At 66.2% G+C, this 16,480-nt stretch carries 14 protein-coding genes and 1 riboswitch; of the genes, 4 read left to right on the forward strand and 10 right to left on the reverse strand.

The genetic code is table 11. The annotated features are described in order from the left end of the window. Positions 1-195: 195 nt before the first annotated feature. The 3 genes from purH to WN72_RS01350 all read right to left on the reverse strand — a co-directional run bounded on the left by purH (position 196) and on the right by WN72_RS01350 (position 5,173). Positions 196-1,788, reverse strand: a complete 1,593-nt coding sequence (gene purH, locus WN72_RS01340; protein ID WP_092211572.1) for a bifunctional phosphoribosylaminoimidazolecarboxamide formyltransferase/IMP cyclohydrolase — start codon at positions 1,786-1,788, stop codon at positions 196-198. 24 nt (positions 1,789-1,812) lie between these two features. Continuing rightward, positions 1,813-1,894: riboswitch (ZMP/ZTP riboswitch) on the reverse strand. Positions 1,895-1,952: 58 nt separating this feature from the next. Beyond that, positions 1,953-3,671: a heparinase II/III family protein gene (locus tag WN72_RS01345; RefSeq protein WP_167380598.1), complete on the reverse strand. Its 1,719-nt coding sequence runs from the start codon at positions 3,669-3,671 to the stop codon at positions 1,953-1,955. Between the two features lie 155 nt (positions 3,672-3,826). Further along, complete coding sequence (locus WN72_RS01350) at positions 3,827-5,173, reverse strand: RsmB/NOP family class I SAM-dependent RNA methyltransferase (protein WP_027561742.1); 1,347 nt, start codon at positions 5,171-5,173, stop codon at positions 3,827-3,829. Positions 5,174-5,362: 189 nt separating this feature from the next. On the opposite strand from WN72_RS01350, the gene WN72_RS01355 reads away from it, so the two are divergent. Together WN72_RS01355 and WN72_RS01360 are read left to right on the forward strand one after the other, a co-directional pair. After that, entirely contained in the window at positions 5,363-5,563 is a 201-nt protein-coding gene (locus tag WN72_RS01355; protein ID WP_027561743.1) for a DUF1674 domain-containing protein, read from the forward strand. A 42-nt stretch (positions 5,564-5,605) separates the two neighbouring features. Beyond that, on the forward strand, positions 5,606-6,196 hold the full coding sequence (locus tag WN72_RS01360) for a thermonuclease family protein (RefSeq protein ID WP_092211568.1): 591 nt from the start codon (positions 5,606-5,608) through the stop codon (positions 6,194-6,196). A gap of 53 nt (positions 6,197-6,249) precedes the next feature. Here WN72_RS01360 and WN72_RS01365 read toward each other — a convergent pair whose 3' ends face one another. Together WN72_RS01365 and acs are read right to left on the reverse strand one after the other, a co-directional pair. Next, positions 6,250-6,765, reverse strand: coding sequence for a L,D-transpeptidase (locus WN72_RS01365; RefSeq protein ID WP_027561745.1), 516 nt, complete (start codon positions 6,763-6,765; stop codon positions 6,250-6,252). Positions 6,766-7,156: 391 nt separating this feature from the next. Next, complete coding sequence (acs, locus tag WN72_RS01370; protein ID WP_167380551.1) at positions 7,157-9,103, reverse strand: acetate--CoA ligase; 1,947 nt, start codon at positions 9,101-9,103, stop codon at positions 7,157-7,159. A 402-nt stretch (positions 9,104-9,505) separates the two neighbouring features. Between acs and WN72_RS01375 the strand changes: the two genes are divergently transcribed. Then, complete coding sequence (locus tag WN72_RS01375; RefSeq protein WP_092211565.1) at positions 9,506-10,675, forward strand: DNA topoisomerase IB; 1,170 nt, start codon at positions 9,506-9,508, stop codon at positions 10,673-10,675. Positions 10,676-10,780: 105 nt separating this feature from the next. Here WN72_RS01375 and WN72_RS01380 read toward each other — a convergent pair whose 3' ends face one another. After that, positions 10,781-11,236 carry an SRPBCC family protein gene (locus WN72_RS01380; RefSeq protein WP_092211563.1) on the reverse strand — a complete coding sequence of 152 codons (456 nt, stop codon included), beginning with the start codon at positions 11,234-11,236 and terminating at the stop codon, positions 10,781-10,783. A 112-nt stretch (positions 11,237-11,348) separates the two neighbouring features. On the opposite strand from WN72_RS01380, the gene WN72_RS01385 reads away from it, so the two are divergent. Then, entirely contained in the window at positions 11,349-12,443 is a 1,095-nt protein-coding gene (locus WN72_RS01385; protein ID WP_167380597.1) for an adenylate/guanylate cyclase domain-containing protein, read from the forward strand. Positions 12,444-12,446: 3 nt separating this feature from the next. On the opposite strand, the gene WN72_RS01390 is transcribed toward WN72_RS01385, so the two are convergent. From WN72_RS01390 to tsaD, 4 genes are all read right to left on the reverse strand, one after another. Then, positions 12,447-12,860 (reverse strand): EVE domain-containing protein, encoded by a 414-nt coding sequence (locus tag WN72_RS01390; protein ID WP_092211562.1) that lies wholly within the window; start codon positions 12,858-12,860, stop codon positions 12,447-12,449. A 102-nt stretch (positions 12,861-12,962) separates the two neighbouring features. Then, positions 12,963-14,078 carry an alpha/beta hydrolase gene (locus WN72_RS01395; RefSeq protein WP_092211561.1) on the reverse strand — a complete coding sequence of 372 codons (1,116 nt, stop codon included), beginning with the start codon at positions 14,076-14,078 and terminating at the stop codon, positions 12,963-12,965. Positions 14,079-14,187: 109 nt separating this feature from the next. Continuing rightward, the gene (locus WN72_RS01400; protein ID WP_092212339.1) at positions 14,188-15,168 is read right to left on the reverse strand and encodes an NAD(P)H-dependent glycerol-3-phosphate dehydrogenase; all 981 of its coding nucleotides are present in this window, start codon (positions 15,166-15,168) and stop codon (positions 14,188-14,190) included. Positions 15,169-15,356: 188 nt separating this feature from the next. Further along, positions 15,357-16,430 (reverse strand): tRNA (adenosine(37)-N6)-threonylcarbamoyltransferase complex transferase subunit TsaD, encoded by a 1,074-nt coding sequence (gene tsaD, locus WN72_RS01405; protein WP_027561753.1) that lies wholly within the window; start codon positions 16,428-16,430, stop codon positions 15,357-15,359. Between the last annotated feature and the right edge of the window lie 50 nt (positions 16,431-16,480).

Consider the following 16,480-nt stretch of genomic DNA (forward strand, 5'->3'; position numbering starts at 1 on the left):
TGTCGTCCCGGACAAGCGCAGCGAAGCGGAGCGCAGAGCCGGGACCCATAACCACAGGCCGTGATTTGGCGACGACTCGTAGTTACCAGCTCGCGCTGCGATTTCTCCCTGGGGTTATGGGTCGCCGCGCCCGTGCGCAATTGCGCACTAGGCGGGGGCGACCCGTTGAGAGTTCGGTGCACGACAGCGGGGGCATCAATGCCTGAAGTGCCGTGTCCCCGTGAACACCATGGCGATGCCGTGCTCGTCGGCGGCCTTGATCACCTCGTCGTCGCGCATCGAGCCGCCGGGCTGCACCACGGCGGTGGCGCCGGCTTCGATGCAGGCGAGCATGCCGTCGGCGAACGGGAAGAACGCATCCGACGCCACGACCGAGCCCTTGGTGAGCGGCTCGGCGAGCTTCAGCTCGTTCGCCGCATCCTGCGCCTTGCGCGCCGCGATGCGGGCTGAATCCACGCGGCTCATCTGGCCGGCGCCGATGCCGACGGTGGCGAGATCCTTGGCGTAGATGATGGTGTTGGACTTGACGTGCTTGGCGACACGGAACGCGAACTTCAGGTCGCGCATCTCCGCGTCGGTCGGCGCACGCTTGGTTACGACCTTGAACGTCATGTCGTCGACCACGGCATTGTCGCGGCTCTGCACCAGCAGGCCGCCCCCGACCGTCTTGGCCGTGAGGCCCGGCGCGCGCGGATCAGGCAGGCTGCCGGCGAGCAGCAGGCGCAGGTTCTTCTTCCCGCCGATGATGGCGATGGCCTCTTCGCTCGCGTCGGGCGCGATGATCACCTCGGTGAAGATCTTGGTGATCTCGCGCGCGGTGTCGGCGTCGAGCGGACGGTTCATCGCGATGATGCCGCCGAAGGCCGAGGTGGAATCGCAAGCCAGCGCCTTGCGATAAGCGTCGACGAGGTTCGCGCCTTCCGCGACGCCGCAAGGATTGGCGTGCTTGACGATGACGCAGGCCGCGGTGCGCTTGGCGTCGAACTCGGCGATGCATTCATAGGCCGCATCGGTGTCGTTGATGTTGTTGTAGGAGAGCTCCTTGCCCTGGAGCTGCCGCGCGGTCGAGACGCCCGGGCGCTTGTCGGGCGTCGCGTAGAACGCCGCGGTCTGGTGCGGGTTCTCGCCATAGCGCAGCGACTGGATCAGCCGGCCGCCGAAGGCGCGGAAGTCAGGCGCATCGATCTCGAGCTGGCGGTTGAACCAGTTGGAGATCGCAGCGTCATAGGCTGCGGTGCGCGCATAGGCTTTCGCGGCAAGCCGCCGGCGCAGCTTCAGCGTGGTCGCGCCGTTGTTGGCGGCGAGCTCGTCGAGCACGGCCTTGTAATCTTCTGCCTCGACCACGACGGCGACGTCGTCATGGTTCTTGGCGGCGGCGCGGATCATCGCGGGGCCGCCGATGTCGATGTTCTCGATGCAATCCTCGAAGCCTGCGCCTTTGTCGACGGTGGCCTCGAACGGATAGAGATTGACGACGAGAAGATCGATCGGCGCGATGCCGTGCGCCTTCATCGCCTCCGCGTGCTCCTTGTTGTTGCGGATCGCGAGCAGGCCGCCATGCACCTTCGGATGCAGCGTCTTGACGCGGCCGTCCATCATCTCCGGGAAGCCGGTGAGGTCGGAGACGTCCTTCACCTTGAGGCCGGCCGCGGCGATCGCTTTCGCGGTGCCGCCGGTCGAGACCAGCTCGACATCATGCGCGGCAAGCGCCTTGGCGAACTCGATGAGGCCGGTCTTGTCGGAAACGGAGAGAAGGGCGCGGGTAACGCGGCGGGGATGGTCAGTCATGAGCAAGATCCTCTGTTCAGGGAGTGTCTATGCCCAGGCGCGCGGCAGATATGTGTCGCGCTTCCCGATGGTGCTCCATCCAAGGTCGCCAGTCGCGCGAACGAGCGCTCGATAGCAGCTTTCGGCCGTTTTCACAACGAAGAGATAGGGCCGAATTCGCGCGTTTACAGCGGAAGTTCCGGCTCGCGCCGGGCGTTGCGGCGGGCATTGGTGACGGTTGGCGAGGCGGTGGAGCGGACGAAGCTCCAGCGGATCGAGGGCGCCTGCCGCGCGTCCTGGCGGATCACGATCTGCGCGGTGCGGCGAGGGCCGTCATTGCCGGCCAGGAACACGCTGTCCTCGAGGTCGACCTTGTCATCCAGCGCTTCAAAGGTCCAGACGTCGCGGTTCGGCAGCACCAGCATGACGCCTCGGGCATCCGACAGCCGGCTCGCCTTCACGGCCGGATGCAGATGGAAGCGCAGCGCGAAATCGGCGTCCGCGCCCTTGAAGCGTCCGCCCTGCGGCGGCGACAGCGTGTCCTCGCCGTCGATGCGCGCGCCGTCATTGGCGATCATCAGCACACGGCGATGGATCGCGCCGAATTTGGCGAGATAGCCGTCATGCGAGGTCGTCAGCAGCGTGCCGTTCTGCACCACCTCGCGATAGCTCTCGACCTCGACGGGACCGCTGGTGACGGGCGAGCCGTGCAGCAGCCGCTTCATCGCCGACATCTCCACGAACTGGCAGGACGAGGTGTCGTGATAGGTCAGCGTCGAATGCGCCGCGGTGCCGCGCGCGAACGGCCGCCAATTGTCGCGACCCGTGGTCGGCATGCCGCAATTGGTGACGATGCGGCTGATGCCGGAGGATAATTCGAACGACAGGCAGCCGGCATGGGCGTCGTGACTGATGCCGGCCGGCGGCGGCGGCCCGGTGTCGATGATCAGCGTCGTCTGGCCGGCATCGAGGCGCTGGAAGCCGGTATGCGGCATGTTCGCCATCGGCGCGCCGTGGGTGTCGTCATAGGCGAGCAGCGTCGCGAGCAGGTCCGAAGGCGTCGCGCTCATGCCGTTGAACAGCGCAAAATTGCCGTCGCCGTGGCGGAAGAAGCGCAGCATCGGCATCATGCGGTCGATCGCATTGAGCAGCGCCGGCGGCGGCGCGATGTTGCGCGCGGCAAAAGTCTGCCGCAGCGGCAACAGGTCGATCAAGAGCTCGATCAACGCGCCCGGGTTGCGCGAGATGTGTCCGCCGTCGGGCAGGATCTGCCGTTGCAGCTCGTCGGAGAGTTTTTTCGAGGCGCTGCGGATGTGACGCGCCTGGTTGGCGAGGCACAGCGTCGTGTAGCACAGCGCGATCATCACTTGGAGCTTTGGCACCCCGTCGGGGATGTCGACCATGGTGTAACGCAGCAAGCGGATCTCGCGTGCGAGCGCGCGCAAGTAACGGCGATAGAATTTGTTGTCGGTGTCGCCCAGCACCAGTGGCGCCTGCGACAATAGCGAGATCACGCGGCGTGCCAGCACGTCGGCGCGTCGCGCGACCGGGCGGCGCTTGTTGCCGGGGTTGGCGATCCAGTCCTCGACGAGTGCGCGCGCATTGGCTCGCGTCAGCGCGGTGTCGGCGGCGCGCAAATGGCGCAGCCAGCCAAAGCCGAGCAGCGCGACCTCCCAATCCTCCGACGGCGGCTCCAGATCGAAGATCGAGCGGCCATGGCAATTGACGATCTTGCCGGCGAAGACGAAGCGGCCGGCATAGATCTCTGCGGCGCGGGTCGCATCGGCGGTGCGCAGGTCGTGTGGTGCGATGATCAGCCGATCGGTGCGGCCGGGCCAGACCCGCGACAGCGCAACGGGGCCGCCGCTCGCGCGCGCGAGCATGTTCCGCGCGAAGCGGTTCATCACCAGCGTCGAGATACGTCTGCGTTGAGCGACCGACACGCCTTGCCTTGGAGGGGAGAGGATTCCGACGAATCCTTATTAATCCCAAAATCGGACGGCTGACACCACCTTGAACGGTCCGAATCAGTATCGTGGTGGCAAAATCCGGTGCAAAATCAGGATTTAACGAGCCGGGTCGCGTAAAATCCATCGAGCCCGCCGAGCTTGGGATCGGCGTTCGGCAGATGGCTGGGCAAGGTGCGCAGGTCACCCTCGGCGGTGACGATTTCGCTGAGCCCCGACACCTCGGACGCTTCGATCGGCACGCGCCGCAGGCCGGGCTCTGCCTGAAGCAGGGCAGCGATCGCCTGCTCGCCCTCCTCCGGTTCCAGCGAACAGGTGCAGTAGACCAGCGTCCCGCCCGGCTTCAGCAGCGAGACGGATTTCTTCAACAGCCGCTGCTGGAGCGCGGCCAGGGCGGCGATGTCGGACTCCTGCCGGAGCCATGCGACATCAGGGTGACGGCGGATCGTGCCGGTCGAGGTGCAGGGCGCATCGATCAGGATGCCGTCAAAACCTTCTAGCGGGCCGGCCCATTCCACGGCGTCGGCGACAACGGTCTCGGCCTGGAGCGACAGCCGCGTCAGATTCTCGCGCAGCCGCGCCACCCGGGCGGGCGAGCGGTCGATCGCCGTGACCTGCGCGCCCGATAGCGCCAGTTGCGCCGTCTTGCCGCCGGGCGCGGCGCACAGATCGGCAATGGATTTGCCCTTGATGTCACCGAACAGGCGGGCCGGCAGCGCGGCGGCGGCGTCCTGCACCCACCATTGTCCTTCGGCAAAGCCCGGCAGCATGGTCACCGAGCCGTGCAGCAGCATCCGCACCGTCCCGGTCGGCAGCGTCTCGCCATGCAGTCGGCTCGCCCATTGCGCGGCATCGGATTTCACCGTGAGGTCGAGCGAGGGCTCGTGGCCGAGCGCCAGCGCCATGTCCCTTGCGGTTGCCTCGCCATAATGCGCGCTCCAGCGCGCGAGCAGCCAGGGCGGCAGGTCCAGCGATTGCGTCGCGACTTCCTCGACCAGCGCCTTGCCCTCGCGTGCGCAGCGGCGCAGCACGGCATTGACGAGGCCGGCATAGCGCGCGGCGCGGCGATCTGATTGAACGAGACGCACGGAGAGATCGACCGCAGCGTGATCGGGCACATCCATCCAGAGGATCTGCGCGGCGCCGATCAAGAGCGCGCTCTGTGCGCGCGGCGCATCGGAAGGAATGCCCTTGTCGAGCAGGCGGGACAGCACATGGCCGAGCGTGCCGAGCCGGCGCAGCACGGTCGCGACCAAGCGACGCATCAGCGCGCGGTCGCGGTCGGCCAGTGTCTTCAGTCCGGGATGGGCGCCGCTGCCGTCGAGCTGGTCGTCAAGCGTGCGGTGCTTGTGCAGCACGCCGTCGACGATGTCGGCGGCAATCCGCCGTGCCGCAAGACCAGGCACTTCGGACGGAGGGGCGAAACGTTGAGATGGCATGCGGAAGCAAGGTTCTGAGCGAGCGGCAGTTCCGCCGCGATGGGCGCATGCCTTAACCAACCAACATCTGGCATGCGAATATGCCAAATGTAAGAATGGCATCTCGCCTTTGCAGCCGACTATCACCATTTCAGCAATGCGATATTGGACCTCGCGCGTCCCGCGATCCTGCGCTAGGAACCGTCCACGATGAGTGACCAGCCCTCCGTTCCCGATCGCAAGCAGCTGTCGCCGGCCGCCCAGCGCGCGCTGGCCGAAGCCGAAGCGCGCCGGCAGGCTGCGGCGAAGGCGCATGCCGAAGCGGCGCCTAAGGAATTGCAGGGACCGAAGGGGCCTGAACCGACCCGCTACGGCGATTGGGAGCGCAAAGGTATCGCCTCGGATTTCTAGGGCATCTTGCCGGTTCAGCCGACTCAGCCCTAGCGTGCGCGGATGTCGCGCTTCGACCCCAATCATCCCTACCGGCCCTCATATAGTGGCTCGCCGTTCGGCCGCCGCTTCTCCGGATTGCTGCCGTGGATGTTCGTGGTCGGCGTCGTGACGGCGATCGTGCTCGGCTTCCGCCAGGGAACGATCTGGCCCATTCCGCATGCAGATGATGGACGGTCACGCGATGCTCAAATCATCGTGCAGCAGTCCGGCAATTCCGACACGCGTCTAGCGGTCGATGTCGTCCGCACAGTCGACGGCGATACTTTCCTCGCGCGCGTGCGTCAGCCGAACGGACGCGATCTGGTCGCGCGGGTCCGTCTGCGCGGCATCGATGCGCCCGAGATGAAAGCATCTTGCCAAGCTGAGTTGGACAAGGCCGAGGCCGCCAGCGACGCGCTGCGCAATCTGCTCGGCCAGGGCGGCGTCACGATCTACAATCTTGGCCAGGACAAATATGGTCGCGTTCTCGCCGACGTCGCGACCAGCCGAACCGCCAACGTTTCGGCGGCGTTGCTCGCCGGCGGTTACGCCCGCAGTTACAATGGCGGCCATCGCGACGGCTGGTGTGCGCGCGGCTGGCGCTTCTGGTAACAAAAAGCCGCGTCGGATGACGCGGCTTCTGTGTCCTGTCCTGATCTGTTCGATCAGCGCGTCACGACCACCGTCGTGCCGACCGAGACGCGGCCGTAGAGATCGGTGATGTCGTCGTTGAGCATGCGGATGCAGCCGTAGGAGACGAAGCCGCCGACCGAGCCTGGCACGTTGGTGCCGTGGATGGCGTATTCGCCGCCGGCCAGCGTCATCGCCGCAACGCCCATCGGATTGCGCGGCGAGCCGCCGGGAATGACGTCGGGCATGTTCGGCTTGTCGCGCTTCACCTCGGCGGGCGGCGACCAGGCCGGATTGCGATACTTGCCGTCGATGCGGGTGGTGCCGGCCCATTGCTTGCCGGACTTGCCGACGCCGACCGGGTAGCGCACCGCGTGGCCGTTATCGAGGATGAGATAGAGCCGCCGCTCGCTGGTTTTGACCACAATGGTGCCCGGCGAATAGTCGGCGAGATGCGCTCCCACCATTTCCGGCCGCGCCTCGGCCGCCGTCGACATCAAGACCCCTGCTCCGATGGTGGCGGCCAACGCCACCGCAATCCTCATCAACATCGAATTTCCCCTTGAACGGATCCGTCGAAATCTACGCAAAACCGGCAATCGCCGGCATGCCCAGACATTCTTAACCGCGCGCGTTAACCGGATGGTTTCCACGCACGGCCGCCAAGGGCCCGCCAGCAGGGGGAACAAAGGAAATGTTCGAAATAAAGTAAATGACAAGAAAACAACACTCGGCCGGAAAGATGCGGCCGCGCCGGCTCGCGCGCTGACAAGAGTGTGAGCGTGTGAACGGGCGTTGTTGAGGAGGCTCCTGTTGGCGCGAAAGACAGTCTCGTGTCCCGGACGCGCTGCAACGCGTAGCGTTGCTGCGCAGAGCCGGGACCCGGCTCAGCAGCGCACCGCGAAGGCGCGCTGCGCTGCGTCCGGGGCACGACAGCGTCCCCTACGCCGACTTCTTGTTCTGCCGGTTCTTCACGAGATCATCGACCACGGCGGGATCGGCCAGGGTCGAGGTGTCGCCCAGGCTGCCCGGCTCGTCCTCGGCGATCTTGCGCAGGATGCGGCGCATGATCTTGCCGGAGCGCGTCTTGGGCAGGCCCGGTGCGAACTGGATCTGGTCGGGCGAGGCGATCGGGCCGATCTCCTTGCGCACCCAGGTCACGAGCTCCTTGCGCAGAGCGTCGGTCGGCTCGACACCGGCCATCAGGGTGACATAGGCGTAGATGCCCTGGCCCTTGATGTCGTGCGGGAAGCCGACCACGGCGGCCTCCGAGACCTTCTCATGTGCGACCAGCGCGCTCTCGACTTCCGCGGTGCCCATGCGATGGCCGGAGACGTTGATGACGTCGTCGACGCGGCCGGTGATCCAGTAATAGCCGTCGGCGTCGCGCCGGCAGCCGTCGCCGGTGAAGTATTTGCCCTTGTAGGTCGAGAAATAGGTCTGCTCGAAGCGGGCATGGTCGCCATAGACCGTGCGCATCTGGCCCGGCCAGGAGCGCGTCAGGCAGAGATTGCCGGTGGTTTCGCCGTCCAGCACCTTGCCGTCGGCGTCGACGATTTCAGGAACGACGCCGAAGAACGGCTGCGTCGCCGAGCCGGGCTTCAGCTTGGTCGCGCCCGGCAGCGGCGTGATCAGGATGCCGCCGGTCTCGGTTTGCCACCAGGTGTCGACGATCGGGCAGCGGTCGTCGCCGACGACGCGGTGATACCACTCCCAGGCTTCGGGATTGATGGGCTCGCCGACCGAGCCGAGCAGGCGCAGGCTCGCGCGCGAGGTCTTCTTCACGGGCTCGTCGCCCGACTGCATCAAGGCGCGGATCGCGGTCGGCGCGGTGTAGAAGATGTTGACCTTGTGCTTGTCGATGACGTTCCAGAACCGCGAATTATCCGGATAGTTCGGCACGCCCTCGAACATCAGCGTGGTCGCGCCGTTGGCGAGCGGTCCGTAGAGGATGTAGCTGTGGCCGGTGACCCAGCCGACGTCGGCGGTGCACCAGTAGATGTCGCCGTCGTGATAGTCGAAGACGTATTGATGCGTCATCGAGGCGAACACGAGATAGCCGCCCGTGGTGTGCAGCACGCCCTTGGGCTGGCCGGTCGAGCCCGAGGTGTAGAGGATGAACAGCGGATCCTCGGCGTGCATGTGCTCGGCCGGGCATTCCGTCGTCACCATCTTGGCGGCGTCGTGATACCAGAGATCCCGCGATGGATTCATCTCGACCGTGCCGCCGGCGCGCTTGACCACGACGACCCAGTCGACGCCGTCGGCTTTCGTGAGCGCCGCATCGACATTGGCCTTGAGCGGCACCTTCTTGCCGCCGCGCAGGCCTTCATCGGCGGTGATGATGACCTTGGATTGGCAATCGTTGATGCGCTGGGCGAGCGAGTCCGGCGAGAAGCCCGCGAACACCACCGAGTGGATCGCGCCGATCCGCGCGCAGGCCAGCATCGCATAGGCCGCTTCCGGGATCATCGGCAGATAGATGGTGACGCGGTCGCCTTTCTTGACGTTGCGGGTGCGCAGGATGTTGGCCATCCGGCAGACCTCGTCATGCAGCTCCTTGTAGGTGATGTGCTTGGACTGCGAGGGATCGTCGCCTTCCCAGATGATCGCGGTCTGGTTGCCGCGCTTGGCGAGATGGCGGTCGATGCAGTTCCAGGCGACGTTGAGGATTCCGTCCTCGAACCATTTGATCGAGATGTTGCCGGGCGCGAAGGAGACGTTCTCGATCTTGGTCGGCGCGTGCATCCAGTCGATGCGCTTGGCCTGCTCGGCCCAGAAGGCGTTAGGGTCCGAGATCGAGCGGGCGTACATCTCCTTGTACTTGGCCTGGTCGATCCAGGCGCGCTTGGCCCACTCCGCCGGGACGTCGTAAATCTTCTCGGACATGTTTCCCTCCACCTACGCCAAGCCGAACGCATGCGACTGGCAAGCCGACCTGATCGTTGAATCGATTATGCGTCGGGCTAACCGGCCCCGACAAGCAGCACAAGCTGGACCTTCGGCGAGCGGCGCGCCATGCGGCGCATCAAGCTGCGTAGGCCGGCTGTCGCAAATCTGAAACAAGCCGGAGCAGCGGGCTTTCAGCTCTTTACCCCAAGCTCCGGAATAGGCCCGCGCAGGGCGCCCATGCGCCGGCGGAGGTATTTAGAAACCGTCTGTCACTGATTCGGGACTCGCAATACGGTTCGGAACACCCTAAGTGGCTAACCCGGGTCCAAAAGAGACCCAAGGAACAAAATTCAGAACAGCGGCATTGACCGATAACAGACAGGGCCAAGGCATAACACTATGATGGATCAGCAGAATCTCGGGACGATGCGGCCCGCTTCAGCCGATCCTGCCGCTATTGCCCTGGCCAAGGCCCTCGGACAATGGCCGAAACCGGCCGGTTCCACCCGTCCCAGCCCGAAAAAGGTCTTCGACCAGGCGCCCGCGGCGACGGTCGAGGCGCTCGCCAGGGAGCTGGGCCTGCGGCTCGGCGACCAGAACGAGCTGACCATCCGCCGCGTCAGGCGCGGCAAGGGCTATTCCTTCGTCCGTCCCAACGGCGCCCATATCCGCGACGCCCGTACCATCCGCCGGCTGCACGCCATGGCGGTGCCGCCGGCCTATCGCGAGGTGCGCTACTCCGCCGATCCGAACTCGCATCTCCAGGCCGTGGGACGCGATGCCGCGGGGCGGCTGCAATATCGCTATCACGCCGACTGGGAGAAGGTCCGCGAGCACCGCAAGGCGCATCGCCTGGAGAAGCTCGTCGGTGCGCTGCCAAAGATCCGGCGCAAGGTCTCGGCGTTCCTGTCGGGCGAGGAGCCGACGCGCGAATTCGCGCTCTCGGCCGTGATCGAGCTGATCGCGCGCACCGCGATCCGCCCCGGCAATGAATCCTATGCCCGCCTCAACGGCACCCGCGGCGCCACCACTTTGCTGAAGTCCAACGTCACGCTGGAAGACGATTCCTTCGTGCTGACCTTCAAGGCGAAGGGCGGCAAGGCGGTGCGCAAGGAGTGCGACGCGGCCAAGCTGGTCCGCGCCATCGGCGTCCTGCGCGGCGTCCCGGGAAAACGCATGTTCCAGTATCGCGATGCCTACGGCATCGTGCGCGCGGTCAACACCACGCAGGTGAACGCGTTTCTGCGCGAGATCGCCGGCATCAAGATTTCGCTGAAGGATTTTCGCACACTGATGGCGTCCGCCGTCGTCGTGGAATCGCTGTCGCGGATCACGCCGGCGACCAGCCAGCGCGGCCGCAAGAAGCAGGTGCTGGACGCGATCCGCGCCGCCGCCGACCAGCTCTCCAACACGCCGGCGATCTGCCGCAAGAGCTACGTCCACGACACCATCGTCACCGCCTTCGAGGACGGCATCCTCGAACGCTTCGCGGCGACGATGAAAGGCCAGCGTTCGCAGGCGCGGCGCGAGCAGCTGTTGGCGCAGGTGGTGGCGACCGCGGCGGTTTAAGTCGTGCTGTCGTAGGGTGGGCAAAGGCGCGAAGCGCCGTGCCCACCATCTCTCCATGGTCGCAAAAATGCGTGGGCACGCTCCGCTTTGCCCACCTTACGAGAGCTACGCCTTCGTCGAAACACCCCTGTCCGGACCGGGATCGCCGCCCGCTGCCGCAGTGGTGAGCCGTCCCAGATAATGCGCCCATCCCGTCGCGTGCGCGGCCGCCTGCTCCTCGGTCGGCAGGCCGCTATGGGTCATGCGCAGCAGCGTGCCGCCGTCGCGTTCGATCAGGTCGATCTCGATCAGGCTCGAGCCGGGCGGCACTTCCTGTCCGCCCTCCCAGCCGAAGGTGTAGGCGAGACGATGCACCGGCACGACCTCGCGGAAGGCGCCGCGGCCGACGCCGCCGCGCGGGCCGATGCCTTTGAGCAGATAGAGTCCGCCGGGATGCGGCTCGGTGGTCGCATCCGAGCCCATCCAGCTCAGGATCTTCTCGGGGTCGGTCAAATAGGCAAAGACGGTGGCGCGGGGGGCCGCGATCTGGGTTTCGCGTCGCACTACGAAGGATTCGGTCATCGGCGATCATCCTTGGTCTTGCCTTGGGCTGACGATGGGACATGGCGGCGCCATGGAGCTCCGTCAAGGATTGCTCGTGACAAAGTCGGTCTCGCTTCGCCATCATCGGATCATGCAGCTCTCCCCGACCCTCGCCTGGCTCGTCGACGCCGCCTCGGACAGTCCCGGGGCCGATCGCCTGCTGGCGGAACTCGGCGCTCATCTGGTCGCCGACGGCGTCCCGCTTGCGGCCGGCAGCCTGACGCTGGAGGTGCCGCATCCCCTGATCGCGAAACGGACCTGGCTGTGGCGTGCCGATACTGGCCGGGTGATCGAAGCGCTCGGCTTTGCACCGGGCGGCCTCGCGCCCGACCTACCCAACGATGCCGGCCGCCGCTGGCTGCGCGACATCGCGGCCGGCGAGGTGCACGAAGACGTCGTCGGACGACAAGATGGCCCGCTGCTCGGCTGGATCGGACCGCGGCCGTTCACGTCAGGTGAAACCGCGCAATTGCGTGAAGCCGCGCGGTTTGCCGCAACGCCGCTGGCCGTGCTCGCCGCCCGCGCCACCTTGCGGGCGACGCTGGAGGCCTATCTCGGCAAGCGCAGCGCGGCGCGTGTGCTGACGGCGCCGCTGCGGCGCGATCTCGGCGAGACCATTCAGGCTGCGCTGCTCTATGCGGATCTGCGCAACTTCACGATCCTCTCGGAGACCACACCACCTGCCGACGTCATTGCGGCGCTCGATGCCTGGTTCGATCGCATCGCCGGCGCGGTCCATGCCTTCGGCGGCGAGGTGCTGAAATTCATCGGCGACGGCGTGCTCGCGATCTTTCCGGTGGTCGAGGCGTCACCGCGCCATGCCTGCGATGCCGCGCTGCGTGCCGCAGGCGCGGCCGAAGCCGGCATGGCGTATCTCAACGCGGAGCGCAGCGCGCAAGGATTGCCGCCGCTATGGTTCGGTGTCGCGCTTCATCTCGGCGAGATATTGTGGGGAAATATCGGCGCCGCCAACCGGCTCGACTTCACCGCGATCGGTCCCGCCGTCAATCTTGCCAGCCGCCTCGAGGGATTGTGCAAGCCGCTCGGCAGGACCGTGCTGGTGTCGGGCGCACTTGCTGCGGAGACGGAGATGCCTCTGATCGCGCTCGGACTGCACAAGCTGCGCGGCATTGCCTCGCCGTGCGAGGTGCTCGCGCTGCCGGAGACGCAAGCGCGGATTTCGTAGCGCCTACATCCCGCCCATCTTGCAGACGAGCTTCCACTCCTCGGCCGTCACCGGCTGCACTGACAGGCGCGAATATTTCACCAGCGCCATGTCGGCGAGCTTCTTGTCGGCCTTGATCGCGGCCATCGTCACCGGTGTCTTCAAGGGCTTGTCGGCCTTGATATCGACGCAGACGAATTTCTCGGTCTTGTCGGTCGGGTCGGGATAGGCCTCCTTGATGATCTCGGCGATGCCGACGATCTCCTTGCCCTCGTTGGAGTGATAGAAGAACGCCTTGTCGCCCTTCTTCATGTTCACGAGGTTCTGGCGCGCGGTGTAATTGCGCACGCCGGTCCAGGCCTCGCCCTTGGCGCCCTTCGCGACCTGCTGGTCCCAGGACCACACTGAGGGCTCGGATTTCACCAGCCAGTAGTTCATTGCACCTCACTCCATTCCTGGATGCGCCGTCTCGCCGCCGCGATGTTTAGGGCACGGGGATGCCCGCGACAAGCACGGGCATCCGATATCCATCGCGGGCACTCATTCCTTCACATAGCGATCGAAGAACTTTGCAATGTCGGTGAAGGCTTCCCTGGTCTCCGGCGCGTTGATGTTGAACTGGTACTGCGCATGAGACTGGCCTTCATAGACGTTGAGATCCGCAACCACGCCGGCACGGCGCAATTTGCGATGCGTGCGAACCGTGTTGCTGAGGAACAGGTCGCGCGTGCCTGAGGTGAGGATGGTCGGCGGGAAGCCCTTGAAGTCACCGTAGATCGGCGAGATGTAGGGATTCTTCAGGTCGGTCCCGTTGGCATAGAGCTTTGCGGCGCGGCCGAGCCAGCCGTCCCAGGTCACCAGCACGTTGTCGACCCACTCATTGCTGGCATAGGTGTCGCCGACCTTGTCGATGTCGGACCACGGCGTGCCCGGCGCGATCGCCGCCGGCCTCGGCAGCTTCTCGTCCCTGGCCCGCAGCACCATCGCGAGCGTCATCGCGCCGCCCGTCGACGTGCCGAAGATCGCCATCCGGCGTGAGTCGTGGTCTTTGGTGACCTCCTTCCAGACCGCCATCGCATCATCCATCGCGGCGGGATAGGGGAAATCGGGCGGCATGCGGTAGTCGACCGAGATGACCTTGAAGCCGCCAAAGCCCGCCATCATGATCGCTTCCGGCAACGCGGCTTCGCCCGGCCCGAACACATAGCCGCCGCCATGGACGTGGACCAGGAGGCGCCGCCGGTTCTCGGGCGGGATCCTGTTGGGCATGACGATGAAACAATGCACGCCAGCGATCTTCGTCTCCTCGACCTTGACGCCGAGCTTCTCCTTCATGGTCGGAACGTTCGCGATCGACAGCTTTGCGCGCCGCTCGATCAGCTCCTTCCATTCGGCCGGAGTTTTCGGATCGGCATTGAAATGCGGTGGAAACGGCGCGCCGATCATGGCCTGCATGTCGGAGCTGACGTCGTTGGACGGATTGACGATGGATTTGACGGGCGCGACCCGCTTGCCGTTTTCGGCATTGGCTGCGGCCTCGTTCTTGGCGAGCTCGTCATAGGAGATCGCGGCCTCGCTGTAGGCCGTGGTCGGTAACGAAATGGCGGCAAGTGTAACGATGGCGATCGAAACGATCGCGTGCTGCGGTTTGCGCATGCGGTTTCCCCTGGGATCCGTTTGATTATTGTTGGACCGGGATCCTGCGGTGTACCGCTAGGCTAGACCAGCGTGCACAGGCCGTGAAGTACTACCCGACGCTCGGGTGCTATTCCTCGGCCTTGAAGGGGCGCGTCAGCAGCCCTTCGATCGCGGCGTCGATCGTCAGCCGGCCGTCCAGGATGGCGGCGACCGCCTGCGAGACCGGCATGTCGACGTTCCGCGCCGCTGCGAGCTCGACCAGCACCGGCGCGGTGAAGGCACCTTCCGCCAGCTTGCCGGCCGGCGCGGCCTCGCCGCGGCCGAGCGCGATACCGAGCGCGAAATTGCGCGATTGCGCGGTCGAGCAGCTCAGCAAGAGGTCGCCGAGGCCGGAGAGGCCCGAGAGCGTTTCCGTGCGGGCGCCGCAGGCGCGCCCAAACCGCGCCAGCTCGCTGAAGCCGCGCGTGGTCAGTGCGGCGAGCGCTGAGGCGCCGAGGTTGCGGCCGACCACGATGCCGGCGGCAATCGCCAGCACGTTCTTGGCGGCGCCGCCGATCTCGACACCGCGGATGTCGGTGGAGTGATAAGGCCGGAATGTCGGCGAGCCCAGCGCCTGCACCAGCGCGCTCGCCAAGGCTTCGTCCTTCGCCGCCAGTGTCACCGCCGTGGGCAGGCCGCGCGCGACGTCGTCGGCAAAGCTCGGGCCCGACAGGATCGCAGGCTGCGCCTGCGGCGCGGCTTCCGCGATGACGTCAGTCATGAATTTGTGGGTGCCGTGCTCGATGCCCTTGGCGCAGCCAATGATCGGCGCCGGCTTCGCCAGATGCGAGGCGAGCATGTTGACCGCACCGCGCAGATGCTGCGCCGGGGTTGCGATCAGGATCATGTCGGCACGTGCGGCGTCGGCAAGCTCGTGCGTGACGGCGATCTCAGGCGCCAGCCGTACGCCGGGCAGCCGCGGATTGTCACGGGTCGATGCGATCCGCGTCGCATGCTCCGCAGTGCGCGCCCAGAGCGTCACGTTCCGCCCTGCCCGCGCCGCCACGGTCGCCAGCGCCGTGCCCCAGGCGCCGGCCCCGATCACAGCGACGGACTGGAACGCGGTCATGGCTCGATCTCTCCACTCCCTCTCCCCGCTTGCGGGGAGAGGATTGGGCTGAGGGGGAGGGTCCGCGGAGACGGTGACAGAGAGACTCGCGGAGAGCCCCCCTCACCCGGATTGCATCTGCGATGCAACCCGACCTCTCCCCGCACGCGGGGCGAGGTGAAGCTGAGCTCTTGGCGACACCATACCATTCAGTATCCCGCCCGCGTCTTGCTGTAACCCGCCGGCGCCGTCGCGTTGGCGTCGAGCAGCCAGCGCGCGCGCGGCTGCGCCTCCATCGTGTCGGTCAAGCCGAGCGCGAGGCGTTCGGCGCCGGCCCAGGCGATCATCGCGCCGTTGTCGGTGCAGAGCGCGGGCGGCGGCATGATCAGCTGCGTTCCGGCCTGCCGCGCGACGTCATCCAGCGCGCCGCGGATCGCCTGATTGGCGGCGACACCGCCGGCCGCCACGAGCGCGCGCGGCGCGCCGAACTGCTCGCGGAACAACTTCAGGCCGACGCTCAATCGGTCGGCGGTCGAATCGAGCACGGCGGCCTGGAAGCTGGCGCAGAGATCGCTGATATCCTGCGGCGTGATCTCAGCCAGCCGGCTCGCCTCGGTGCGCACCGCCGTCTTCAATCCCGACAGCGAGAAATTGGCATCGGGGCGTCCCTGCATCGGCCGCGGGAACGCAAAGCGCGTGGCATCGCCGCTTGCGGCGGCGCGCTCGACCTGCGGTCCGCCGGGATAAGGCAGACCCAACATCTTCGCGACCTTGTCGAAGGCCTCGCCGATCGCGTCGTCGACGGTGGTGCCGAGCCGCACATATTGGCCGACGCCGGTGACCGCGACGATCTGGGTATGACCGCCGGAGGCGAGAAAGAGGCAGTAGGGAAATTCGATCCCATCGGTGAGGCGCGGCGTCAGCGCATGCGCCTCGAGATGATTCACCGCAACCAGCGGCGTGTCGTGCACCATCGCGATCGCCTTCGCGGTGGTGAGCCCGACGATGACGCCCCCGATCAGGCCAGGTCCCGCGGCCGCCGCGACGCCGTCGAGCCGAGTAAAGCCGATGCCGGCCTCGCTCATGGCGCGGTCGATGATGCCGTCGAGCAGGTCGACATGGGCGCGTGCGGCGATCTCCGGCACCACGCCGCCGAAGCGGGCGTGTTCCTCGACCTGCGACCGCACGATGTTGGACAGGATCCTGCCGCGCCCATCAGGCGCGCGCTCGATCACCGCCGCGGCGGTCTCGTCGCAGGTGGTTTCGATGCCCAATACCAGCATTGGCGAATTGTTACCCAATTTGCGCCCTTGCGCTCATCCGGAAAGCAGAG

This window comes from Bradyrhizobium arachidis (assembly GCF_015291705.1).
GTDB classification, from domain to species: Bacteria; Pseudomonadota; Alphaproteobacteria; order Rhizobiales; family Xanthobacteraceae; genus Bradyrhizobium; species Bradyrhizobium arachidis.